The organism is Paenibacillus sp. WG02 (assembly GCF_055396115.1).
Genome location: NZ_AP036016.1, coordinates 8,390,471 through 8,415,020, shown reverse-complemented (window position 1 = coordinate 8,415,020; position 24,550 = coordinate 8,390,471). Strand labels below are relative to the sequence as shown.

24 protein-coding genes are annotated in these 24,550 nt (G+C 44.8%); 17 read left to right on the top strand and 7 right to left on the bottom strand.

Annotated features, from left to right (window positions below):
* Positions 1-61 precede the first annotated feature (61 nt).
* Positions 62-229 carry a CxxH/CxxC protein gene (locus ACBP55_RS38080; RefSeq protein ID WP_063860151.1) on the top strand — a complete coding sequence of 56 codons (168 nt, stop codon included), beginning with the start codon at positions 62-64 and terminating at the stop codon, positions 227-229.
* 279 nt (positions 230-508) lie between these two features.
* Positions 509-988: a 23S rRNA (pseudouridine(1915)-N(3))-methyltransferase RlmH gene (rlmH, locus tag ACBP55_RS38075; protein ID WP_029196122.1), complete on the top strand. Its 480-nt coding sequence runs from the start codon at positions 509-511 to the stop codon at positions 986-988.
* Positions 989-1,082: 94 nt separating this feature from the next.
* On the opposite strand, the gene ACBP55_RS38070 is transcribed toward rlmH, so the two are convergent.
* Together ACBP55_RS38070 and ACBP55_RS38065 are read right to left on the bottom strand one after the other, a co-directional pair.
* On the bottom strand, positions 1,083-1,469 hold the full coding sequence (locus ACBP55_RS38070) for a hypothetical protein (protein ID WP_464648821.1): 387 nt from the start codon (positions 1,467-1,469) through the stop codon (positions 1,083-1,085).
* A 35-nt stretch (positions 1,470-1,504) separates the two neighbouring features.
* Positions 1,505-2,122, bottom strand: a complete 618-nt coding sequence (locus ACBP55_RS38065) for a TetR/AcrR family transcriptional regulator (RefSeq protein ID WP_464648820.1) — start codon at positions 2,120-2,122, stop codon at positions 1,505-1,507.
* A gap of 316 nt (positions 2,123-2,438) precedes the next feature.
* Here ACBP55_RS38065 and ACBP55_RS38060 point away from each other — a divergent pair, with 316 nt between their 5' ends.
* Positions 2,439-2,900, top strand: a complete 462-nt coding sequence (locus ACBP55_RS38060; protein ID WP_464648818.1) for a phage tail protein — start codon at positions 2,439-2,441, stop codon at positions 2,898-2,900.
* Positions 2,901-3,049: 149 nt separating this feature from the next.
* On the opposite strand, the gene ACBP55_RS38055 is transcribed toward ACBP55_RS38060, so the two are convergent.
* From ACBP55_RS38055 to ACBP55_RS38045, 3 genes are all read right to left on the bottom strand, one after another.
* A complete protein-coding gene (locus ACBP55_RS38055; RefSeq protein WP_464648816.1) occupies positions 3,050-3,961 on the bottom strand; it encodes a DUF6999 family protein in 912 nt (303 codons plus the stop codon).
* The gene (locus tag ACBP55_RS38050; RefSeq protein WP_464648814.1) at positions 3,958-5,826 is read right to left on the bottom strand and encodes a 3-oxoacyl-[acyl-carrier-protein] synthase III C-terminal domain-containing protein; all 1,869 of its coding nucleotides are present in this window, start codon (positions 5,824-5,826) and stop codon (positions 3,958-3,960) included. Before ACBP55_RS38050 ends, ACBP55_RS38055 begins: the two co-directional genes overlap by 4 nt.
* Positions 5,827-6,381: 555 nt before the next feature.
* Complete coding sequence (locus ACBP55_RS38045) at positions 6,382-6,540, bottom strand: hypothetical protein (RefSeq protein ID WP_464648812.1); 159 nt, start codon at positions 6,538-6,540, stop codon at positions 6,382-6,384.
* A 262-nt stretch (positions 6,541-6,802) separates the two neighbouring features.
* On the opposite strand from ACBP55_RS38045, the gene ACBP55_RS38040 reads away from it, so the two are divergent.
* From ACBP55_RS38040 to ACBP55_RS38030, 3 genes are read left to right on the top strand one after another with little or no spacing between them, the layout of a single operon-like run.
* Positions 6,803-8,764 (top strand): putative thiazole-containing bacteriocin maturation protein, encoded by a 1,962-nt coding sequence (locus tag ACBP55_RS38040; RefSeq protein WP_464648811.1) that lies wholly within the window; start codon positions 6,803-6,805, stop codon positions 8,762-8,764.
* 11 nt (positions 8,765-8,775) lie between these two features.
* Entirely contained in the window at positions 8,776-10,704 is a 1,929-nt protein-coding gene (locus tag ACBP55_RS38035; protein ID WP_464653572.1) for a TOMM precursor leader peptide-binding protein, read from the top strand.
* A gap of 60 nt (positions 10,705-10,764) precedes the next feature.
* Positions 10,765-12,345: a SagB family peptide dehydrogenase gene (locus ACBP55_RS38030; RefSeq protein WP_464648810.1), complete on the top strand. Its 1,581-nt coding sequence runs from the start codon at positions 10,765-10,767 to the stop codon at positions 12,343-12,345.
* A gap of 76 nt (positions 12,346-12,421) precedes the next feature.
* Here ACBP55_RS38030 and ACBP55_RS38025 read toward each other — a convergent pair whose 3' ends face one another.
* A complete protein-coding gene (locus tag ACBP55_RS38025) occupies positions 12,422-12,973 on the bottom strand; it encodes a helix-turn-helix domain-containing protein (RefSeq protein ID WP_464648809.1) in 552 nt (183 codons plus the stop codon).
* Between the two features lie 144 nt (positions 12,974-13,117).
* Between ACBP55_RS38025 and ACBP55_RS38020 the strand changes: the two genes are divergently transcribed.
* The 7 genes from ACBP55_RS38020 to ACBP55_RS37990 all read left to right on the top strand — a co-directional run bounded on the left by ACBP55_RS38020 (position 13,118) and on the right by ACBP55_RS37990 (position 17,654).
* Positions 13,118-13,522, top strand: a complete 405-nt coding sequence (locus ACBP55_RS38020; RefSeq protein WP_464648808.1) for a DoxX family protein — start codon at positions 13,118-13,120, stop codon at positions 13,520-13,522.
* A gap of 20 nt (positions 13,523-13,542) precedes the next feature.
* On the top strand, positions 13,543-14,205 hold the full coding sequence (locus tag ACBP55_RS38015; protein ID WP_464648806.1) for an alpha/beta hydrolase: 663 nt from the start codon (positions 13,543-13,545) through the stop codon (positions 14,203-14,205).
* Between the two features lie 4 nt (positions 14,206-14,209).
* The gene (locus ACBP55_RS38010; RefSeq protein ID WP_464648804.1) at positions 14,210-14,980 is read left to right on the top strand and encodes a DODA-type extradiol aromatic ring-opening family dioxygenase; all 771 of its coding nucleotides are present in this window, start codon (positions 14,210-14,212) and stop codon (positions 14,978-14,980) included.
* Positions 14,981-15,196: 216 nt separating this feature from the next.
* A complete protein-coding gene (locus ACBP55_RS38005; protein WP_464648802.1) occupies positions 15,197-15,778 on the top strand; it encodes a TetR/AcrR family transcriptional regulator in 582 nt (193 codons plus the stop codon).
* 69 nt (positions 15,779-15,847) lie between these two features.
* Entirely contained in the window at positions 15,848-16,477 is a 630-nt protein-coding gene (locus tag ACBP55_RS38000) for a VC0807 family protein (protein ID WP_464648800.1), read from the top strand.
* Positions 16,474-16,974, top strand: a complete 501-nt coding sequence (locus ACBP55_RS37995; RefSeq protein ID WP_464648798.1) for a GNAT family N-acetyltransferase — start codon at positions 16,474-16,476, stop codon at positions 16,972-16,974. The genes ACBP55_RS38000 and ACBP55_RS37995 overlap by 4 nt, the downstream gene beginning before the upstream one ends.
* Positions 16,975-17,018: 44 nt before the next feature.
* Positions 17,019-17,654 (top strand): DUF2306 domain-containing protein, encoded by a 636-nt coding sequence (locus tag ACBP55_RS37990; protein ID WP_464648796.1) that lies wholly within the window; start codon positions 17,019-17,021, stop codon positions 17,652-17,654.
* 53 nt (positions 17,655-17,707) lie between these two features.
* Here the strand turns inward: ACBP55_RS37990 and ACBP55_RS37985 are convergent, their stop codons facing one another.
* Positions 17,708-18,139, bottom strand: a complete 432-nt coding sequence (locus ACBP55_RS37985) for an SRPBCC family protein (protein WP_464648794.1) — start codon at positions 18,137-18,139, stop codon at positions 17,708-17,710.
* A gap of 238 nt (positions 18,140-18,377) precedes the next feature.
* Between ACBP55_RS37985 and ACBP55_RS37980 the strand changes: the two genes are divergently transcribed.
* The 4 genes from ACBP55_RS37980 (at position 18,378) to ACBP55_RS37965 (ending at position 24,404) form a co-directional block, all read left to right on the top strand.
* A complete protein-coding gene (locus tag ACBP55_RS37980) occupies positions 18,378-19,019 on the top strand; it encodes a MarC family protein (protein ID WP_029198114.1) in 642 nt (213 codons plus the stop codon).
* A 60-nt stretch (positions 19,020-19,079) separates the two neighbouring features.
* Positions 19,080-19,712 (top strand): response regulator, encoded by a 633-nt coding sequence (locus ACBP55_RS37975; protein ID WP_464648792.1) that lies wholly within the window; start codon positions 19,080-19,082, stop codon positions 19,710-19,712.
* A gap of 145 nt (positions 19,713-19,857) precedes the next feature.
* Entirely contained in the window at positions 19,858-22,638 is a 2,781-nt protein-coding gene (locus ACBP55_RS37970; RefSeq protein WP_464648790.1) for a hemoblobin-interacting domain-containing protein, read from the top strand.
* A gap of 65 nt (positions 22,639-22,703) precedes the next feature.
* On the top strand, positions 22,704-24,404 hold the full coding sequence (locus ACBP55_RS37965) for an S-layer homology domain-containing protein (protein ID WP_464648788.1): 1,701 nt from the start codon (positions 22,704-22,706) through the stop codon (positions 24,402-24,404).
* The last annotated feature ends 146 nt before the right edge of the window (positions 24,405-24,550 follow it).

The following is a 24,550-nucleotide window of genomic DNA, read 5'->3' as shown; positions in this document are numbered from 1 at the left end:
GATTTTTGAAGAGACACAAGATATGCGTGGATAGAAACATTGGCGGATGAGAGGTACTTGCATGCATGTAGTTTGTAAAGATCATGTGGAAATCGCGATTGATGAGTTTGTTGATGAGTATGAGGAGGCTCCGGACATTGTGGATCTGCAGAAGACCCACTTCGCTAGTTGGGAGCCACCGACGCACTGCGAGCATTGCAAGGAGTTAGCGCGATTTCTAGTTGTATGAGGGAGGCGGAGGCCTTCCTTTTTTGTTTGGGTTGGGAGGAAAGTAGAAAAACCTAAACTGGATGAATTTGATTGGATGACATCCAATGATATCTCATGACATCGGCGGTTGGGGTTAGTTCCATTGGATTTATGCAGTGGAATATGTCGAAATGGCTTAAAAGAGCTGAATTTAGAGCATTCTGTTGGATTTACTCCAATGAAAACGGGCAAATAAGGTGTACGAGCTCGATTTGATTGTATTTTATCCAATGGAGCAAATGAGGGGAGATTGTCGGTTATGCATATACAGATATTAACCGTAGGGAAATTGAAAGAGCGCTATCTCGTGGACGGGATCGCGGAGTATGTGAAGCGCCTTGGGCCGTATGCCAAGGTGCAGATGATAGAGGTGCCTGACGAGAAGGCACCGGAGAACATGAGCCCTGCTGAGGAGCAGCAGGTGCGTGTGAAGGAAGGCGAGCGGCTGTTGGCCAAGCTCGCTGCGGACGTGTACGTCGTGGCGCTGGCCATCGACGGCGAAATGTGGACGAGCGAGCAGTTGGCAGGCTCGCTCGATAAGTTGGCCACCTATGGGCGGAGCCAGGTGGCCTTCGTGATCGGCGGCTCGCTGGGGCTATCTAGCGAGGTGCTGCGCCGTGCGGATATGCGGCTGTCTTTTGGCCGCATGACGCTGCCGCACCAGCTGATGCGGCTGGTGCTGGTGGAGCAGATTTATCGCGCGATGCGGATAAATCGGGGGGAACCTTATCACAAGTAAAGGTAAGTTTTTTTGCGGAATTCCTTGCGGCGCATGGGGTTGAAATGTGTGTAGGCTACGCGCTAAGGAAATGCGAATCACGTTCGATTAGCCCTTAGCTTTGCTGGCTGAGGCATGGGTTGAATCTGAAATACAATGCATGACCGAGGAGGAGGCCCCCGATGGCGTAGACGATGGACAGGTAGATGCCGCTATTACTCGTCGCAAGATAAGACGGGATGAAGACGTTTATGGCAACTTTTACAATGACAAGCACAACAATGACGCCGATAATCCATAGTCTCTTCTTGCCCGGTGTGATGAGCCCGAGACTTTGTCTGGCGACTGCCCAGCGTTGAACGAGACCCGCAATAATCCCTAGGACGATTCCTGACAGCAACAATAACCATTCGCGCATTCCGATCCCGTCCAATAGCAGACCCCACGCTATCCCAATCAGGATCAAGATGATACCGACCACATATGTTTTATTCAACCTCACCAACTCCTTTGCTTAATGGTAATGGATAAAGCGGTTCAAACCTTGCGTGCAGCCATTTGAAATATAGTAACGAGCTCTTTAGCATAAGCGTCCAGGTCAAGATCAAGACTCGCTGCTAACTGAAAGCTGAGTCCATCAATGGCCGATCGGATCGTGGCCGCCACGACACGAGCGGAGAAATCGGTAAATTCCCGAAAATCCCCTTCCATAGTGCCCCTGTGCAACATCTTCACAAGCACATTGATTGTCGCATCAGTATCGATGTTCCTGAAATGGCGAGGCTTTCCCTCCTCGTCCCTTGCATGAAATATAATCTCCGTTACGGCAATAACATGCTTCCGATGCGATTTCATGAACAACACATTCTTCTCGATATATGTGTTAATCCAACCCAATGCTGTCATCTGCGCCGCAAGATAAGGTGTCATGAACGTGGAGCCGGATTCGTATAAGTCGGACACAATCTGTTCGATCAGATCGTCCTTGCTGGAGAAATGGTAGGAAATCACCCCTTTGCTGATCCCAGCCTCTTTGGCGATTTGTGCCAATGAGGCTTGTGCATAACCTCTCGAGGAAATAATCTCGATTGCGCATGTCATGATTTGGTTTCGCCTTGCTTCTTCGATGAATGAAAACTTTTTTTGGTTGTTCATTTTGGTTTTTATCCTCACGATTTAATATTAGTACTAATGAGTAAATTTTAGTACGGTCGGTCAAAAAAATCAAGAGCACTTCGAAGGTTTCATCAACCTGAACAACATCGTTAGGGTTATGTGGAAAACTTGCCGTTATAGATAGTGCGGAGAACCTTATCATAAATGAGGCAAATTTTTTTGGAGGGAAACAACGTGGTTTATCATATCCAAAACGTAAACGTTTATATTGAATCATTTTTGGTATAATATTTGGTAGATAAAGAAGATTAAATTTTTGTTTATAAGAAATAATGAGAGAAAATGAGGGATGGAAATGTCGTATATCGTTGATTTTAAAAATGTGTCTATGGTAGGTTTAGAGTCTTCACCTGTAGCAGAAGCGCTTGCTGGGTTACGTGCTAATGAAGCCCGTTACTTTATGAACAAATACAAGCATGAATTTACGGTTGTACCAGCTAGCGAAAGTCAGGAGAGTCTTGATTATGTGAACCGCATTTTAGAAGAACGAGGTATTGCGTTTGCGGCAAAACCTTTAGAAACGTCGCGTTTTCAAGTGGAAAATATCCTATTTACCTACGTCTTTTATGAGGATGGTCTTGCGCTCAATGTCATGTATACGGTGGATGACCCTAAGAAGCGGGCCGTTGGTTTTAAGCTTTCTGAGGGGATGGAGGTACCAAAGGAGTTAGAAGCGAAGTTTAAGTTTGCTAGGCAGAAGTCTAAGCTAGCCGGAACAATTCGGGGCTCGTTTTTTGTAATTAAAGGACAATATTAAAGTCAGGAAAAGCGCAGGTGGAGGAATCCAGCCATTATGGTCTGTGTCATCTACGCTGGGATCCTGCCAATATGGATGCGAGGATAATCGGGTACATGATGGTGGACTCTCAGAGAAATCTTCAGGCTGACAATATTAAATATAAGCCCCTATTCCGAGTTGCGGAATAGAGGCTTTATTTGTTTGCTAGCAGCCTGTTTGTGTTTTAACTCCACTATTAATGCATGGAGCTGTTCTGTGGCTAGCCCATGAAGCACTAGTCGAAATCCGGCGCGAAGCGTAGAGAGCGGGACCATCGGGTGCTTATTGTTGATCAATGCCAGCCTGTCATTGCTGCCGATCACTTTGGAGGCTAGGATCCCAATCGTTTCATCGAGTTGCAAGGAATTCGTAGCCCGCCAAAAATCGTTATCTGTCAGAAAAAACTGGTAGACTGGGGTAAAACACTCGATAGCTGTCATGAGATCGAGAAAATTGGACCATCGGTTAGGCATCTGTTCAATTGGGAGGGGGCTTGAAGTAATGGCATCAAAATTAAGCCGCTCCTGCTTGGTCACTTCGATGTTTTTCTCGCGAATTTGTTTATTTAAATTTATTACAAAATTGTATAAATTGAGGTCATGAATGAGAAACAAATCGTCTTTAACCGGTTCAAGATTCATCGGTTTCAGAGGATTCATCTCTACATGGACACCCGGAATGTTATCGCGGATGAATTGCAGTACTTCAGAACCAAGATAAAAATGCCGAAGAATCATATAATTGGCGTCCGGACTAACAAACGTTTTCATACCCCAATACAAGAAACGATGCAGCATTTTAGATGAAGTAAATGCTTTCGGGAAAATGATTTTGTATAGCTGGAAGAGTATAATCAGCAACCGAGAAAGCGGCCTCAAAACCGGAAGCAGAAATTGTCTGGATTTACTCGAGCAGTCCTTTAAATATGAGGCCTTCGCTTCTTCGTTAAATGGAATGCTTTGATCAAGGTAGATGGCAAGGAACGGATTAGGGTCTTGCTTATCATGCGGCATGTTCTTAAAATAATCGGCCTGGCTCATATGTTCCCCAACTCCTCTAATTGTAATAAATACAATCGTGCTGTGGTTTTTGCAGTCTTCACAATCCGCTCGGCAATTTCCATCGTAAGCATTGGGTGTTGAATACCAGCTTCTAGACGCTCAAAATGTTTTTCATCCGAGTCGCTATGATATAGTAAAAATGATACTTGGTCGTCGTTTAAGCTGAGTTGATCACGGATAGCCTCTCCCCAGTACCTCGCCATACGACAACCAAGACCTTCAATAATCCACATCGCACCCATCAGATCAACAGGATTTTCTCGGCTTGCCCGCTGAAACAGATAGGCGGACAGTGCTTCGCTGCCGATATTTTTCTCACCGGATTGAATATCTGCAAGATTTCCTCCAACAGCCACGTAATTGCGTTCCAATATTTGAAAGTCACGGTGTTCGTCGCGGGCATGGGCGATAAACATGGAGCGCAGCTCGATATGCTCAATAGCAATGTAAGAGGCTGCGCGTGCAATCCACTGCGACCCGTCAATCACCTGTTGCCGAATATTTTCCATGAGCAGCATGTAATCTTCAAGCGTAAATTTGCCCCTGTATAGTTTATGAATGATCGGAACGTTAGCAAGCTTTTGTTCAAAATCAATCCATATATTGACTAACTGCCGTACTAAATGAGACTGAACCAAATTGGAATTGTCAAATTCCAAATGTGGCGCTACTGGCTGTCGCTCCATGTATTCGGTGACCACCCTGTTACCTGTACCAACTACAGTTAATAACATATACGAGGTCTGAAATCTTCCGCTCTCAGGAACCATGCAAAGCACTTTTTCGCCCGGTTTCAGATGCCCTTCGTTGAACAGTTCCTCCAGCATAATATAGATAGAGGCGGCTCCTGTGTTGCCTTTCGTATATAGGTTTGTAAACCATTTCTGTGCAGGAATGGTCATCCCGCCAAGCTGCATGAGACGGAAAATTTCGTCACGAAAATAATGGGAGGAGTAGTGACACACCATCCAATCGATAGCAGAAGGATTCACTTTTCCTTCGTCCACGAGTTCAAAAAAACGTTTCACACCGACTTTCGGCATTTCGCCCACAAGGCGAATGTCCTGTTTCAAATTGATTGCCCCAACATCTGCCGCTTCATGGATGGAAGAATAGTCAAGCCAACTGGTTTGATTTTCCTTAGAACTCTCTTTATTAATGCCTGCATACATACAAGTGTCGTATAGATTTGCATAAGATTTATTATCAATCCATTCAATTTTCAGGGACAAACCATGATCGCTTGGCTTATGCTGAAGCACTGCGGCACCCGCGCCATCAGACAACATGAACCGAAGGAAATCAGTATCAAAAGGAATCGGATGATCCATGAATTTGGCCTGGGCTTCAAAGCGAGTATGTTTGAATACACGGCTTGGAAACTCGCTGGCACAGGAGATGGCGGCTTTCTTCTCACCAGATTGTACCTGCAGGAAAGCATTCTTGATCGCTTGCATACCGCTGCCGCAGACGCCATGATGTGTCGCAATTTCCATGACGGGCAGGCCGGCTTCGGCATGAACCATACTGGCAAAACCGGGAACCAACAAGTCGCCCTGGGTCGTGCCAACAGCTAGAAAGTCTACTTGGTTAAATAAATCGTCGTGATTCCGCTCAAGCGCATCGCGAATCGCGTTGGTAGCCATTTCTGCATTAGAATAAAGGCTTTTTTGATCTTTATCTATGGCGTAATGACGATATCGAATTTTGTTTTGATCAAGAATGCGCCGCATAGATTTTGAGCTTTTTCCGCCTATTCTTCCGAGGTATTCCTCCATTTTCTCGTTATCGATGGGCGTACCCGGCAAGAACTTCCCGATACTTGTTATATAAACGGAATTCATGGGAACTCTCCTTTGTGGTAAATTTTTGTAATATAATCTATCATCGTCTATATCAGTTCAATTTTATAGTACTAAGTTATCCTAGTACCAAGTTAACAGTGAGGAATTGAATATGAAGATGCAGAGTTTTTTCAAAGGAGATAAGCCAGTGAACTGGCTGGCTCCTTTTTGTTATTCAGGGAGATGCAATTAACCGTGCCGTAAGTAACTGTTTCAGCTGGCGAAGAGAAGCAGGTTGCCGATAAAGGCCGCCTTATAAAGTTTTAGGAAGAGCAATAAAATATAGGCATTTAGAGCAGTAACAAGAGCGGAACTGGGTTCATATGTTGTCATGGGGTACTCGAATAAATTGGCGGATTTCGCAGGGGAATTTCCTGATTATCTTGGTTCTGTTCTTCTTACCAGTGACAGAGTATGCTGCCAGCATAACAATTTATTTAATCGGAGGTTTGTAAAATGAATGATTTCAAAAATGATCTACAGAAGTTAAATGTTTCCGAGTTCAAAGCGAGCGAGGCGACACCTTGGAACGCTCAAAGCCAGCAAGATGCTCGTTTATGCTTCGTTTGCTTCAGTTGCGTCAACTTGAATTGCTTCAATTGCTCCAATTGCTCCAATTGCTTCAATTGCTCCAATTGCTCCAATTGCACCAATTGTTTCAATTGCCACCGATGCCACAACTGTTTTAACTGCCATAACTGCCACAATTGTCACAACTGCCACCGTTGAGGACAATGAGGTGGTTTTTGCTGATAAGCCAACGTCTACGCCCGTTGTTTCTAGCTTCCAGACGGAAATAGCGGCTACTTAATGAAGAGGAAAGCCCCTGTAGCCCAGGGGCTTTTTCATACCTATTTTAAGGGCTGCTTCACTACATTAGCTGCAGGGACTTTCCTTAAGAATAAGACATGAGGGACAAATAGCTTTACATAAGATTACTTGTGAAGAGTTGGGGTAGATCGGGAGGAGGAATAGAATGACAAATTTGAACCCATCGATGCGACTAAAGGTGAAAAGGGATACGTTTTTTCTCCCTAATCCAAACGGTAGTGTATATTTTCGAAACAATGTAAGCTCGTTCCGCATGGAAGGAGAACTGATCGATCAGTGGATTGAAAAACTGATGCCAATATTCAACGGGGAGCATAGGTTGGAGGATTTGACAGACGGATTGCCGGACCAACATAGGAGCCAGGTAAATAGGATTGCAGAAATGTTGTATAAAAATGGATTTGTAAGGGATGTGAGCCAAGACACTCCACATCGATTGCCGGAAGAGGTTCTCCAAAAGTATGCTTCTCAAATTGAATTCCTGGACAATTTCGGTAATTCGGGTGCGTATCGGTTTCAGTCTTATCGTCAGGCCAAAGTATTAGCGGTCGGCTCTGGTCCATTATTGATATCGGTAGTTTCTGCGCTGCTTGCATCCGGATTGCCCAAGGTTCATGTGCTGGTCTCGGGCTCAGAACCAACAGATCGGGGGCGGATGCATGAACTGGCGGCACATGCTCGTAAAACGGATCCCGAGGTGGCAATAGAGGAGGTTACCCTGCAGAAGAAGGGAGTTAGTAGTTGGCGGGAGGCTGTGAGGCCGTTCGATTCGATTTTGTTTGTGTCACGAGAGGGTGATATCGAGGAACTGCGGGTTCTACATGCGGTTTGCAGGGAGGAGAAGAAGATGTTTCTTCCCGCAGTAATTCTGCAACAGGTAGGTCTAGCGGGTCCGTTAGTGCATCCGGACTTTGAAGGATGCTGGGAGTCAGCATGGCGCAGCATACATGAATCCGCGATTTGTAAGGACCCTCAGCTTCACACCTTTTCTTCTACAGCCGGAGCGATGTTAGCGAATGTGATTGTCTTTGAATTATTTAAAAAGATTACGGGAGCGAACGATTCGGGGCAAGGTAATCAATTCTTCCAGCTTAATCTGGAAACTTTAGAAGGAAAATGGCATTGGTTCAAGCCCCATCCGCTTGTGACCGGACGTACCGGGGCGGAATGGATTCACGATTTCGATCAGCAGCTCGAACGAAGATCAAGCAAAAGTGAGAACGGATTGCTTCCTTATTTCAGTCGGTTGACATCGGCAGAATCAGGGGTTTTTCATATTTGGGAGGAAGGGGACTTAAAGCAGCTACCTCTCGCTCAGTGTCGCGTTCAGGCAATCGATCTGCTATCTGAAGGGCCGGCTAGGCTGCTTCCTGACATTGTTTGTAACGATTTGACGCATGAGGGAGCTAGGCGGGAAGCGGGGCTGGCAGGGATTGAAGCGTATTTGTCGCGAATGGCAGGACTGCTCATTTCGACGCTTCCATCCTATAAGGAATCAGAGGGCAGCAGGATAGAGCCGCAGGAATTTATCGGCGTCGGAGCGGGAGAAACGGTTGCGGAAGGCGTTGGCCGAGCGTTGCAAAAGTGTTTGGCCGAGGTACTGTGTAAGCAAATGGCATATCAGTTACCCTCTGTCATTCGAGTGCAGTTGTCTGCGATAGAAGATAAACACTGCCAGTTTTATTTACAGGCTTTGACGACGATGGCGGGAGCACCAATGATTGGCTTGGGAGAGGAAGTTTCCGGTTTCCCTGTGATGTGGGTCGGTACGAGTGATCGCTGGTATGGCGGTGTAGGCTTGAATGTGACCCTGGCGTTGCGGGATGCTCTGCAACAGGCTCTGTTGGAGGTACAAAACCAACCGGCTAACCTCACATCGCAAGTGTTGGAGGTCTCGTCCGTACGTCTGGCAGAACAATTGCCGCTAAGTCTTAAGATCCCTTCATGTGAAATGACGGCAAAATCGGAGGTTTTACAGTCCGCTTTGCAGGTCTTGGAACGGAACCGTAAGCGTCTCTTGGTTTTCGATTTGGCAGTAGAACCGTTTTTGAAAGAAGAAATGGCAGGGGTATTTGGCGTGCTGTTGCGAGAGGAGGGATCCCGGTGAGCGCTACCGTTATGATTGTGGGAGATGGGGTGTTGGCGGACTGCGTGTACGAAGAACTTTCAGCCCAATTCGAGGTCGTACGTCAGATCGATTTCAGGGCAGGAGTGCCGGAAATGGTGAATTTAGCGCTGGTGCTGCACGATGCTTGGCATCCTGCCGTTCATCGACAGGCAGAAGAGCTGCTGCAGCCAGCTGGCATCCCTTGGCTGCGCGGCTTCGTTTCATTCGGCGAGGGCGTGATCGGGCCTCTGGTTCGTCCGGGTACACGGGGGTGCTCTCAGTGTGCAGACACCCGGCGTCTTATGGCGGGACGCGAGCGCAGGGAGATGAGGGAACTGCAGATGAGGCTGGTGTCGCACGAGAGAATGCCGAGTGATGCTTGGGCGTCGCGTACGGGACTTTTACAGGCAGCTCACCTTCTGGTGGCGGAGACACAGAGGATGTTCAAAGGCAAACGGGTGCATTCGGAAGGGAATGTGTTTTTGATTAACCTGAAATCGCTGGAGAGCACACTTCACTTCTTTCTCCCTGACCCGCTGTGTCCGGTTTGTAGTCGACTGCCTGACGATTCATCGATAGCAGCCCAAATTTCACTGCAACCAAGTCCGAAGATCAGCTCAGACAGTTATCGCTCCCGCAGGATGGATGACCTAAATAAAGTCCTGACCAAAGACTATCTGGATTACCGGACCGGCTTTTTGAATGGAAAAATGGTTGACCTTGATTCGCCATTTGCCGATGTGAGTGTGAATCTGCCGTTGTTCACAGAGGACGTGGGAACGGCAGGTCGGACTAATTCCTATGCGGTGAGCGAGTTGACCGCCATTTTGGAGGGATTGGAGCGGTACTGCGGTCTGGCCCCCCGAGGCAAACGGACGGTAGTCCATGGCAGCTTCCGGAATCTGGAAGATCAAGCGCTCGACCCCGTCAAGGTAGGGATGCACACGAAGGAACAGTATGCTCAGTCGGGGTTTCCGTTCACACCGTTCGATCCTGACCAGCCAATCAATTGGGTATGGGGCTATTCGTTTTTACAAGAGCGTCCGATTCTGGTTCCGGAACAGCTCGCCTATTACAGCATGGGCTGCGGGCATGGTTTCGTATCCGAGTCTTCCAACGGCTGCGCGTTAGGAGGAAGTTTGGAGGAGGCTATTTTTTACGGCATATTGGAAGTGGTGGAGCGAGATTCGTTTCTGATGGCTTGGTACGCACAGCTGTCTCTCCCGCGCCTTGACCCTTATTCCATTAACGACCAAGAATTGCGTTTGATGATCGATCGTTTGCGAGCCGTGGCGGGGTTTGATGTGTATTTCTTTAACTCAACGATGGAGCACGGGATTCCAAGCGTATGGGGGATAGCGAAAAACAGGAAGCAAACAGGAGTGAATCTCATCTGTGCGGCAGGAGCTCATCCTGATCCTGTACGGGCGGTGAAAGGCGCGGTTCACGAGTTGGCCGGCATGGTACTGAATCTTGATAAGAAATTTGAGGCAAATCAGGAGGAGTATGTTCGGATGTTTCACGATTCCTCCCTGGTGCAGCAGATGGAGGATCATTCATTGCTGTACGGTTTGCCGCAAGCGCAGGAGCGCCTGCAATTTCTGCTGGATGAAAATCGCCCGTTGCGAAAGTTTGAAGAGGAATTCAAACAGGAGGCAAGGCATGCTGATTTAACGGACGATCTGAAGGACATTCTTAAGGCGTTTCGCCGATTGAATCTCGATGTGATCGTAGTAGATCTAACAGCGCCGGAAATTAGTCGAAATGGACTGCACTGCGTGAAAGTACTGATCCCAGGAATGCTGCCGATGACATTCGGGCATCACTTTACCCGCGTGACCGGGTTGGAGCGGGTATTGAGGGTACCGGTGGAACTCGGGTATGCGAAGAAGCCGCTCCGGCTAGAGAATCTCAATCCATACCCGCATCCGTTTCCATAGGTCTTAACTATAATATCAATTATTGAAACTGCATCCTTGTTCATATCAGGAGGGAGAAGCATGAGTCTGGAGGCGTTTCTGCACAATCTGCATTATGACATTGACAAGACCAAACCGCCGGACTCGGTGGTGGATTGGGAAGACGGACCGCTTGCGTATAAGCTATACCGCGGTTTGCCTGTGGTTCCGTTATCTCCGGAAGTACCGCTGACGCTCGTAGGCGGTGATGCGTCGGTGAAACCCGACCTTCGCCATATGGGTCATTTTCTCTGGTACATATTCGGTCTCACTCAATTGTCACAGTCCGTTCCTGCTTCAAATTCTATGGTACAAAACATGGGTCTGATGCAGTTATACCGGCGGTTTGTTCCCTCCGGGGGAGCGTTATATCCGAATGAAGTATACGTGTATCTGAAGCTAGAGGATTTGCCTGCTGGGGTATATCATTATGATGTGGCGCACCACCGTTTGGTGTTGCTGCGCGAAGGCAACTTCGATTCCTATTTAGCTCGGGTACTTGGTAATCGCTGTGACGTGTCGGCTTGCTTAGGTGCTGTCTTTGTATCGTCCCTGTTTTGGAAAAACTTCTTTAAATACAATAACTTTTCCTACCGCCTGCAAGGACTGGATGCGGGTGCGTTGATCGGGCAGCTCTTGGAAGTGGCGAAACGGTTCGACTTTGCGTCGGGCGTGTATTTCCAGTTCCTAGATCGGGCCGTGAATCATCTCCTCGGATTATCGGAACAAGAGGAGAGTGTGTATGCGGTGATTCCGCTATCGGTGGAGCCTGCGACCTCTTGGTTGGCCAATAGAAATGAGGGAGAGGTGGGAAGTACCGCCAGCGAATTATGCCGGGAGCTGACAATGGTTCATCATGATCACTACGTCCGATCTCGGAGGGTCAAGGAGTTTCCGATGCTAATCAAAATGAATGAAGCATCCCTAATGGAATCGTTTCGACCGTTACTGCGAATGGGGGAAGAGAAGATCGTTCACTGCGAGGATCAAGTGGTGGCTCTGCCCCGCGTGAAGCGGTCATTGTATGATCTAGCGTCAGTAAGCCGAGAGCGGTTTTCGCCGGATGGTGATTTTGTTATGGGTAAGGTAAGCCAAGAGCAGCTGGCCTTGCTGCTCCAGGAGGCAACGGCTTCCTTCAGGTATCGGAATGATTTGGATGGCGCACAGGAGGACCCCGTTTCACGCGTCTCACTGTATGGCTGCTTCTATAACGTTGATGGCATTCCGGACGGTGCTTACCAGTATGACAGCGCTGCTCATACGCTACGGCGCGTACGTCTTGGAGATCATAGGCTCAGGCTGCAGCAGGGAATGCCTTCCGACAACGTGAACCTCTTCCAAGTTCCGCTATGCTTTCATGTTGCAGGGGTTAAGGATCATCTCGCAACAGCCCTGGGGTTTAGGGGATATCGCATTCAACAGATGGAAGCGGGGATGCTCGTGCAGCGTTTACTGTTGGCGGCATCTGCCATCGGGATAGGGGGACATCCGCTCCTCGGATTTGATGCCAGATTGTGTGATGAGATCTACAAGATGACTTCACAAGGAATAACCAGCCTGATCCAAATCCCGGTTGGACCCTATCGTCCTTGCCCCCGATTGGTAGGAGGCTTGCACGGCTAGAAAAGGCTTGAGTGAAAGCGAAAGGTATAGCAGAACCCACAACCGCATCAGGTTGTGGGTTCTTGCTATTTCGCATTTATAGGAATTCCTTTGAATGATCGCTTTCAGTGTAGATGGATATGAGAACAATTGCCGTTTCCTCGCCTATATTTCTCACTAAATGGGGTGTGCAGGCATTCCAACTGAAGGAGTCGCCCTCTCCAAATTCAGCCTGATCTTCTCCCTGCTCAGCGAAGATTCTCCCTTTTACGACAAAATGAACTTCTTCACCCTCGTGGGCATGTGGAACCTCCCCAGTCGAACCACCGGGGGGGAACTCGACGAGCATCATCCGTACGTTCTTTGTAGAACTTAGGTGCTCCACTTTTATATGTTCAATCCCGCTTTTCGTGATCCTTCGTTCTTCTTTGCGGACAATATTCATGCGTTCCTCTTGTTGCAGCAGCAAGTAAGCCAAGGGCACCTTCAAAGCCTTAGCGATACTTTCCAACGTTGCGATAGACGGCGAGGTTTTATTGGTTTCGACCTGGCTCATGAAGCCTTGAGATAAGCCGGTTTCTTCGCATATTTGAGCGATGGTAATGTTTTTACGTTTACGGATTGTCCGTATGGTGGAGCCAATATTCATCCAATGTTCACCCCACAGAATATTTGTAATACGAAATATAAATTAATAATAACAATATTTTTATTGACACGCTACACTATTGCGATTAATATTAGTCACATGAAATAAATATTCTTATTACTTATATAAAGGAGAAGGAAACGAATGACGAAAGTAACAGTGGTGGCGACTTTAATGCGTGTGGTTTTGGGAATAATATTTCTAGCCCACGGAATCAGTAAATTGCAAATGGGACTAAGTAATGTTGCGGCTTGGTTCAGTTCCATGGGTGTTCCTGGCATATTGGCTTATGTCGTTGTAGTTCTCGAGGTGGTCGGAGGTATTTTGCTGATTGTAGGTCTCTTTACCCGCTATGTATCGGCTTTATTTATTATTATGCTCATTGGCGCGATTTTTACGATGAAACTATCCGCCGGATTGCTTGGGAACAGCCAGATGGCCGGTTATGAGTTGGATCTAGGCTTTATGTTAGTAGCGATTTATCTATTTGTTTCTGACACTTCGCCGCTATCAATCGATCAAGCATTGTTTAGAAAACGCGGAGTTTAACACATAGGAGGAGAGATCTTATGAACCCAACTTATAAGTATGACATTCAACTGCCACCCCATATGGATCCGGAGAAAAAATACCCGACGATCTTCACGCTTCATGGAAAAGGGTCTAACGAGAAAAATATGTTTGGTTTGGTGGCGCCTGTGTCCGACGACTTTATTATTGTCAGTATTCGCGGAAATCTGACATTAGGTGCTGGGTATCAATATTACGAGTTGAAAAGCCTGGGTAATCCCATTCGGGAAATGTTCGACCAAGCGATTCAGCAGTTGGAAGCATTCATTCATTATGCGACGGAGAAGTACCCGATTGATGCGGCCAAGCGCTATTTGCTCGGCTTTAGCCAAGGCGCGATTTTATCCATGACGCTTGCGCTTACGATGGGTGAGCAATTGAAGGGAATCGTTGCGTTAAATGGGTATGTGCCTGATTTTGTGAAAACAGAGTATCCTCTGAAAAGTGTAAACCATATATCGGTGTTTATTTCTCATGGAGAATTCGACACGGTATTCCCGATTCGGATCGGCCATGAGACCGCGGCTTATTTTGAAAACCTAACGTCTAACTTGACTTTCAAAACATATCCAACCGACCATGGCGTCTCTGAGGAGAATCAACAGGATTTTGTGAAGTGGCTTAAAAAGGATGCCGATGTGCATGTAGAAAGGAGTGAATGAGCCTATGATACCTTCTTATTTTTTCGCGCATGGCGCGCCTTCGATTGTGCTGGAACAAAATGCCTACACAGCATTTATCCAAGAATTTGCAGCTAGTACAATAAAGCCTAAAGCGATCGTACTTTTTTCGGCACATTGGGAACAATCGATGCAGACCGTTAGCGCGGTCGATACGTACGGGACGATTTATGATTTCTCGGGCTTCCAAGATGAACTTTACCAGATAACCTACCCGGCTAATGGAGAACGTTCGCTTAGCGAACAAATTCATTCGTTGTTTGCGAAGCATGGCATACAGAGCGTGTTAGACGAAGAAAGAGGACTGGACCACGGTGCTTGGGCAGTCCTCAAGCTGATCTACCCTGATGCAGATGTACCGGTGGTTGCTTTATCTGTAAACCGATATCTAACCAATGAGCAGCAGTATCAAATAGGCAAAGCTTTGTCCGAGCTGAGGGAACAGGATGTTCTTATTATCGGCAGCGGTGGGACCGTTCATAACTTGCGGAAGCTAAATTGGCAGACGGAAGGGATCGACGAATGGGCCGAATCGTTCGATAACTGGCTGCAAAACAAGTTAGAAACGTGGGATGTCAATGCGCTGTTTAATTACAGGGAATTAGCTCCTTATGCCGAGGAGGCTGTACCGACTAACGAGCATTTTATTCCATTGTTGCTTGCGATGGGCACGGGAGACGGGAACCGTCAAGCGAAATTGCTTCACCGGAGCTATCAATTCGGCAATTTAAGCTTAAGCTGCTGGCAATTTAATTGATGATCTCTAGAAAGTTGGCGCCAACAGTAAAAAGCAGAATAGCACCAGACAGGAGAGGGAGCGTAATTGCTCTCTCTTTTTGTTGAAATTTAGTGGATATAGCGGGTCTGAGAAACGCTTGACAAACCGTCGGTCGGTATTATATGATCAATTTATCGGCAGACCGTCGGTCGGTTTTTTGATCAAACATTTGCAAAGAAAGCGAGAAAAGACAACATGGAACATGTAAACACAAGTTTTCAAATGATTCTCGATACTACGGAAGAGTTAATCAGAGAGAAGGGCTGCAGACAAACCACACTGCAAGATATTATTAGCAAAACGGGGTTATCCAAGGGGGCCATTTACCATTATGTGACTGGCAAAGATGAACTCCTCGGTCTCGTGCTTAAAGCGAGAATTGAACAAATGAATGCCAAGTTTCATGAAGTTGTAAACAATCCAACATCGCAAGGCTTAGAAAATCCGCTTCAACTTATTGCCACAGGGATCGCGAAAACTTCACATCATGAGGATGTAACGAATAAAATCTTTATTTACTTGCTAAGTCAAATGGATAATCCCAAGGTGTCGGATATTATGAAGGGTGTTTACCAATACACGCTGAACACGTGTGTGCAATGGATTGAGGTAGGACAGCAAAGTGGAGTAATTCCACCAACCGTAGAAAAAGCGAAAGTGGCCGAGGGCATGCTGATGTTCATGTATGGATTACGTGTGCAAAATACAATTAGGCAAGAGGCGGGAAGTATGAATATGCAAGATATGATGCAGTTCATGTTCCGCTCATTACAGTAATAAATTAGTACGGATGCAGCATCTAAAAAAAGAAAGGTTAAAGCCTGCCATCGAAAGGACGTCTAAAACATGTCAAAACGTCAATATATCATCTTAACGCTACTTATTAACGGAATCATCCCTTGGGCACTTTATGTCTGGCTCTCCAATTACATGACGAGCATCGCGGCTCTTTCCGTGGCAACCATGGTCCCTTTGGTAGACAATCTGGTACATCTTATCAAGCATCGAAAGCTCGATGCCTTTGGTTCCTTAATGCTGTTCACTTTTATTGTAACACTAGTCCTTGTTGCATTGGGCGGGAGTGAAAAGGTCCTGCTCATACGCGAATCCTTGATCACTGGTTCTGTGGGATTGGTTTTCCTTGGGTCAATGCTCTTCCATCGACCCCTTATGTTTTATCTGGCTAAGCGCTTTATTGGGAATCCTGATTTCGTCCACAACTGGCAATATGAGTACTTTCGTTATGTGATGAGGCTAATGACTTTTGTGTGGGGAGTGATATTGCTTCTGGAAGCAGCCGTCCGCACTACCATGGTATTCCAGCTTACGACTGCTGAATTTCTTGCTTTATCTAACCTTGTCCTTTACGGATTCATCGGAGCAGCTATAGCTTGGACCGTCATCTATAGGAAGCATTCGGCCAAACGATTGAATGAGATCAAGCGGAATATAGAGCTGAAAGGTAGCTTGATATGACCATTATGCGATTGGAAAGCAAGGATAAGAGCGGGGTTAAGTCCTTATTTCGATCCGTAACGCAGGATTTAAAACGAAAAGGAATCCATCAATGGGATCGATTTTACCCAAACGGCATTGTCATCGGAAGCGACCTACGAAATAAGAATCTTTTCGGGATAAGCATGGACGATCAAATCGTAGCCGTTGTTGTCCTCGACACGAAGCAAAGCGCGAAATATAGTGCATTACAATGGAGCGATACACAAGGGAAGTCAGCTTGTATTCATCGATTGGCTGTGCATCCCGAATATCAAGGTAGAGGGTTAGGCAAGCAGTTGCTGCAATTTGCTGAGAACCTTGCGGGACAGCAGGGAAATAGCAGCATTCGTTTGGATGTCTACACAGGGAATCGCGGCGCTTTAAGCATGTACAGTCGGGCTGGATATCACCAGGTGGGAGAGATCAAATTTCCTTTTCGGGAAGTGCCTTATATGTGTTTTGAGAAAATCTTGTAGGGCCACATTAGAACCAAAAAAGAGATGGCGAGGTGATCACCCGTATGCGAAAGACAAGGATGTTCTTCCTATTCCTGTTTGCTTTCTTAATCGTTGCGTATGCTGTCATTCAATATGGATTTTATGATCCGAAACTAGCAGGATTAGTTCAATTTAAGCTCAAGAGTCCGGACTTCCATGTAACGCCGTGGGTATATTTCTTATATGCCCATATTGCTACAGGGTCTTTGGCCTTACTGATCGGCCCTTTTCAAATCTTCCGGAAACAAAGCAATAATATGGCCCAACGCATACACAGACGCTTAGGGAAGATATACGTCGCATGCATTATGATAAGTGGTTTGATAAACATCTATTTATCGGTTTATGCCAGTGGTGGATGGGTGGCGCGGACTGGTTTTTTTACGATGGATCTCATATGGATGTATACGACGTACATGGCTGTTGCTAAGATAATGAGAAAAGATATTCAAGCACATCGCAAATGGATGCTGCGAAGTTATGCGATTACTTTTGCAGCGGTAACCTTACGATTGTATCAAGTGCCATTGATGATTTTATTCGGGGAATTTGAGCCTGCCTACCGAATCTCGGCTTGGTTATGCTGGGTGGCTAATCTTCTTGTTATTGAACTTGTTATTCGTAAGAGCGCAGTCAAAACACATGCTGTGGAGGTTTAGAATGAACCGTGTCCAAGCGGCCGTACGGATTTAGGCTCAGGATCGTTGTTTACTTAGTGTTCCTCTTCAGCTAGTTTTTTTATGGTGTTCAATGTTTCTTCCCAGTTTTTATCCGAATGTTCGTACATGGTCAATGTGGAAAAGTTACTGTGATTTAATTTCAGCATGGTCTTGTTTTCATTGTCTATTAATGTGAATTCGATCATCGAATAGTTTTCTGGGCTGTCGGCAGTCCCGAAAAGTCCGCTCCAGTAGTCGTAAGCAAAAGCCTGTAGAGCTTCAAGCTTCAATAGATGTCCTTTATCCTCAAATGCTTTCCCATCCCAAGTGAAGGAAAAGGAAATAGGATGTCCTACCATCCAATCCGTCTGGATCGTCACTCCCAACCATTGTTTAATAGAAACAGGGATTGTAAGAATATTCCAAACCGTCTTCGCCGTTGCATGAATTTCTCGTTGCTTTTCAATGGATAGATTGTTGCTCATGATTTATTACCTCTCTTTTAAGTGTTTACCTCGAATTATCGGTTATTAATATGAAATATTAGCACATGGAAAAAAAGGGAGTATCGTAAAAACGCGACAAGGAGCAAAGATTTTTCTATCCGTGATTTGGATGGTATGTAATTGGCTTCGGGTGGTTAAGCAAAGATATGTGATATAATGATCCCATTCGTTAGTCAACTGGAACAAGGACACTGAGCATACAAATAGGAGAGACTATATGGATCTGTACACATCATTTTTATTGCTGAGCCTCACTTCATTCTTTACACTCATTAATCCACTTGCTATCATGCCAATCTTTATGTCGATGACAGCCGATCTTGAATCACAGAAGAAAGTCCATACGGCTCGCAAAGCAGTAGTTGTTTCATTTTTTACATTGCTCATTTTCTCAACAACAGGCGAATGGGTGTTTCACTTTTTCAACATTTCAATTAACAGTTTAAAGATTGTCGGTGGGGTTATTTTCATTTTAATGGGACAGGATATGCTTCAGGCACGACTTGTTCGTACAAAGGTTGATAAAGCGGATGTCGATGCCTATGTAAATGATATTTCCATTACACCATTGGCTATTCCAATGATTTGTGGTCCTGGGGCAATTACGAATGGAATTGTTCTTATGGAATCTACGACAAATTTTATGGAAAAGATTATATTAATAGTTGTAATTGCGGTTGTACTTATGCTTACTTACATTGTCCTTGTTAACTCAGCTAAAATTTATCGATGGATTGGCCCAACGGGCAATAATGTGCTAATGCGTTTAATGGGTCTAATTGTTATGGTGATTGCCATTGAGTTTATGGTAAGCGGAATTACGCCGATTATCCGGCAAATTCTGAAAATTTCACCCTAATTGTTACTGATTGCCAAAGCCAATGGATACTCTTCGGACGAGTTAAGAGGGGAGCACGGGATGAAAGTCGTTATTATTGATGATGAAAAGGCGATTCACTTGATAATGAAACACATGCTTGCCAAGACCGCTGAAGTAGAAATCGTGGGAAATTTCCAGGAGACATCAGCGGCATTTACATTTTTGATGAACAATCATGCAGACTTGGTATTTATGGATATTGGTATGCCAAGGGAAAGCGGTCTTGAGTTTGCGAAACGGTTAAGAGTGAACGGCTGGCAAATGAAGCTGGTATTTGTTACATCGCACAAGGAATATGCTTTGCCTGCATTCGACGTTTATGCCTATGATTACATTGTCAAGCCCCTTTCTCAAGAACGGCTACGAGAAACTGTCCAAAGAGCACTTTCCGAAAAGGCTCCGGAAATCGATTTTGAGCAGACACCGTCGCCTCTTGTTGATCCACTGACAAAACGGGAAACAGATATTGTATTAGCAATCGCAGAGGGGCTATCCAATAAGGAGATTGCCGATCGGTTTGGATTAACAGAAGGAACGGTCAAAGGTCATGTGAATCGCTCATACGGCAAGCTTGGTATTACACGGCGGGTACAAGCTGTTGTAAGGCTAAGAGAGTCTGAAGATCCTACCCTAATATTTTCATGGGTTCACTATACAATCAAATATAAGTAAAAGAACCCATAGACGACATGTTTATGGGTTTTTCGACATTATTTTAAGAGTTATAACTTTAGTTACATCTCATTTTTAGGTACAAAGTCTATAATTGGCAGAAGAAATGGAATATGAAAAAAATTGATAGGAATGAGGTTGTTCCATGTTTAAGCAAAGCAAGGGATTGAGAAAACAAGTTACGGGAAGACTTTTATCTTTTCTATTAGCTTTGACGGTAGTCATTATGCCGCTTAGCACAAGCTTTACAACAACAGCGCAAGCAGCTGCAATTACGGGTTCAGCTATTACACTGGAGAACGCGGCCATCAGCAATGCCAACCACGATGTGACATTAACATTGAATGTGCGAGTGCAAGGGTCTCAAGAGGTTGAAGATTGGAGATCACTGATTGAGGTAAAAGGATCCATTGATGGCGCGTTTAATAGTATTACTAATTATGGCGGCGATGCGTGGATCTCTGACACAGGTGCTGTCATTGTTCACTTCAACTCATCTTTAATAGGCAATTCCAATCAGATTCGCGTCAAAGCGGGTGCTTTAGTAGGCAGTCTGGATTCCAGTTACACAGTAACTTCCGACCAAGTCAGCGGCTTGATTGCCGCACAGGATGTAACTGTTCCTCATCTTGATAGCACGGCTATTAGCAGTGATCTGAAGAATGTAACTTTGACATTTAACACAACAGTACAGACAGCAACATATTCGGTAACATCGGTAACCTATAATGTAGATCTATACGATTTTGTTAAAATCAAAACCATGTACGATCATTCAGATTTCATTCGTTTGAGCAAAGACGATACTATCTCCGTAAGCGGAAACCAAATGGTTATTGCCTTCGCTGCACCACTAAGCGGATACAAGTCGATTCAAGTATTAAATGGCGCTGTGAAGGGTGCCAACAGCAATGTGAACGATACTATGTATGCAGATTTGAACACAGAAGTCATCACTTATTCTAATTACAATTTGTATAATTATAACTCAGATTTAGGTATCACTTTCAGTCAGGGTGTTGTCAACAATATGAGTGATGATGCATTAAAAGCAGCCATTACGATTTCCAAGGATGATGGCGCGTATACAGCGCTAGGTTTGAATGATAAGGCTGATGTAAATAAAAACTTGCAACCTTTTTCCATTAATAGGATAGGAAACGGCAGCTTCAACCTCCATTTCTTCACACCGTTAGCACCAGGCAGCTATAAAGTTAAAATAGCAGCTAATGCTTTAAAAAGCAGCATTGGTCTTGTCGTTGGTGAATTAACGACGGCGTCCATTGTTGCACGTGATATTACGGCGCCAGTCTACCAAAGTTCAGAAATCAGCGCGGACCATAAAGTAGTAAAGTTGACATTCGATAAAACACTTGTAAATAACGTTACACAAAGCTGTCCTTATTTTTGGTGCGTACAATCATTATCTGATTATATTTATATAGAAAAAAGTGAAAGTGGCTCCTTTCAGCCGTTAAGGTATGTTGGAGGTACTGTTGAATTATTAAATAATAAAATGATAGTTACCCTAAATTCACCACTCACTGGAACTAATAACAAAATTGCCATTCGCTCAGGAGCACTTAAGGATGAGTCAGGCAATGTTCTGGACACAGGAGTCGTAACGAAATTTATCGATGTAGCAACAACAGTTCCACCACGTTATTTACATTCAAGCATTGATAATCTAAACCATGATTGGACACTCTTTTTCGACAAAAATGTAAAAAACAACACAGCATCAGTGGATGATCTTAAAGCTGCCATTAAACTAACAATTAATGGAGTGGAGAGATCCATAGAATCATCCACCACAATCACTTTTATTGACAATAAGTTAGTGCTCCATTTCGCAGCACCGTTGGTAGACAACAATATTGAGATTCATATTGCAGCTAATGTAGTTGCAGATACACATAATAATGCTCTGACGGACCCAATTACAACCGAGCAATTAACGCCACATAACATGTACCCGCCTGAATTTAGCAGGGCGTATTTAATAACAAGCCATACCGTAGAGTTATATTTTTATAATAATAACGCTACTGACTTGGTAGATAATACAGTTGATACAGCAGGCTCCCATTTAAAGGAGTATGTCACATATTCAACCGATAAGGGTGCAACCTTCTTACCACTTCAACCGGGTGATGGGGTGACCATTACGAATGGTTCCTTGTATGTCTATTTCCATAATCTTATTCAAGGAAACCTTCAAATCAAAATTGCGGGTAATGTTCTTAAAGAGACATATGGAAATGTGCTAACAACTTCCGTCATCACGGGAGATATTGACACGAATTATACACCTAGTTTAACGGGATCATTATTTAGCAATGTTCCTAGTGTTCTGACTTTTGAAGATAATGCGATTTGGAGAAGTAAAATTCAGAAAGTTGTTTTATCTGAGGCTGCTTACAACTGGTCAGAGAGAATTTTATCACCGGACCAATATACGATAAGTGCGGGCAAACTTACGATTCTTCCAGGCGTATTAGAACAAGAAGTTAATTACAGAGTCATTGTTTATGCGGACGGATTCAATGATAGATATACAGATAACATGAATGCTATTCGAAGCCAGGATTCCTACTATATAACGCCGGTTAAAATGGAAATAGCAAACGGAATTACAGCCAAAGTGAGAATTGCACAAAATCAGTCCAATGGTCATCTACACGTCATTTTCCAATTGATGAATGGACAATTGCCAGTAAGCATTGTTGCTGCAGAATCCGATTATTTCCAATCGGGGACATTTACTGCTAACTTTAATGTAGCCGATGCCACTACGAATCCTAATTATAAGGTCAGAGCTTTCGTCGTGAGCGAATACAGCAATAGCCCGTTATCGGTTGGAGTAAACTTAGCTAGATCAATCACTGATGCCGAATATGATATCATTCAATACCAAAATGATTAATTTTACTAAAAACACGTTGAAACTGCCTCTTCAGGGCAGTTTCAACTACTTAAGAAAGTGAGGAAATGAACATCGTGAAACCGTTAAAGCTTATTCTATGCTCATCGATTGCTCTTTCCATTGCGTTGGCCAGTACAGCACTAGCCCCCGTATCGGCATCAGCAAACCAAATCGCGTCACAAGTCGTGATTTCGCCAATTTCATCTATAAACCTTGGTGGAACGGTAACAATCTCGGGAACATCCACCAATTCCGAAGTCATCGTGAAGGTGATTCGTCCAACAGGAAGTGTATTATTTTTTGATATTGTCAAAGTCACAAATGGAAAGTTCACCGATTCGTTTGTTTTGGGCAGCAATGAGTCCACCGGAACTTATAAAGTGGTTGTTGGGCAAGCGGACACTGTAGACACGAAAGACCTTATTGTTACAGCGCCACCTGCGCCACCTCCACCACCGCCAGCAGGCGGTGGCGGCGGCGGTGGTCCCAGCAACATTGTGACTGATGGAAATGTCGAAATAAGTCCAAGTGCAATTACATCAATTAAAGTCACTGGTCCTGACGGCAAGGTTACAACCACAGTTACCATTGATAATAAATTTTTGGGTGATGCTTTTAATCAGCTTAAGGAACAGGGCAAGACGGATGGAGCGCCAGTCATTGCGATTAAAATCAGCAACTTAGAAGCTGATGGTAAAGCCAATGTTTCTATTCCAGCGTCCATATTGTTGGAAGGAATGAAAAGTGTATCGAATGCAGTGATTCGGATTTATTCAGATAAGGAATCCTATTCCCTTCCTTTACAGGTGCTGGATCTCGAAACCATTGCCAAATCGTTAGGAGCAGACAGTTCGGGCGTGATCCTTCATATTAATATTTCTTCCATGGGGACGGATATCGAGAAGCAGATTCAAGAGAGTGCAGGAAAAAAAGGAGCCGCTTCGTTAGGCCATTCGGTTGATTTCGGCGTTACCGCTGAAGGTAATGGTAAAACAGTGGAGTTGAATAACTTTGGAACCCACTATGTGAATCGGGAAATTGTTTATACAGGATCTATAGATCCGAAAACGTCCACAGGAATTCTTTATGATCCAATTAGCCATGATATTTCCTTCGTGCCGACCGTTTTCGAAGAGAATTCTGATGGAACAACAAAAGCAAATATTAAAAGAAACGGAAACAGTATTTATTCGGTCGTTACTTCCTCCAAATCCTTTGATGACATCAAAGGACATTGGGCTAAATCAGATATTGAACTGCTTGCTTCCAAAATGGTCGTAAGTGGTGCAACCGATACGAGTTTTGCTCCAGACCATAATATTACGCGTGCTGAGTTTGCAGCGTTGCTCGTACGTTCGCTGGCATTAACTTCAAATGCAGAAGCAGCTTCATTCAACGATGTTCATGCAACCGATTGGTTTGCGGGCTCCATTGGGGCTGCCGTTAAAGCGAAGCTTGTTAGCGGCTATGAAGACGGTTCTTTCAAGCCTAACGCGCCTATAACCCGTGAACAAATGGCTGTGATGGTAGCTAAAGCGTTAAGCGCCGCTGGAAAAATAGTCGACAGCCAAGCGGAATTACTGAATAAATTTAACGATAGTTTGAAAATCAGTGATTGGGCGATGTCATCCGTCTCACAATCCGTTAAAGCTGGCATTATCTCCGGTATGACAGATACCACTTTTGTTCCGTCAGCCAATGCAAGCCGTGCGCAAGCTGTTGTCATGCTGAAACGATTGCTTCAGTACACTCAGTTCATCAACTAATTAGATGCACCACTTATTTAGAAAAACAGTATCTGAAGCAGGAGAAAGCCTGCTTTCGATACTGTTTTATTGTGTGTACGGAAGTTTTCTCTAAATGTAGAAAAATTCGAGTTATTCCGACAAATTCTTATGTTTTTTTCCTCCTC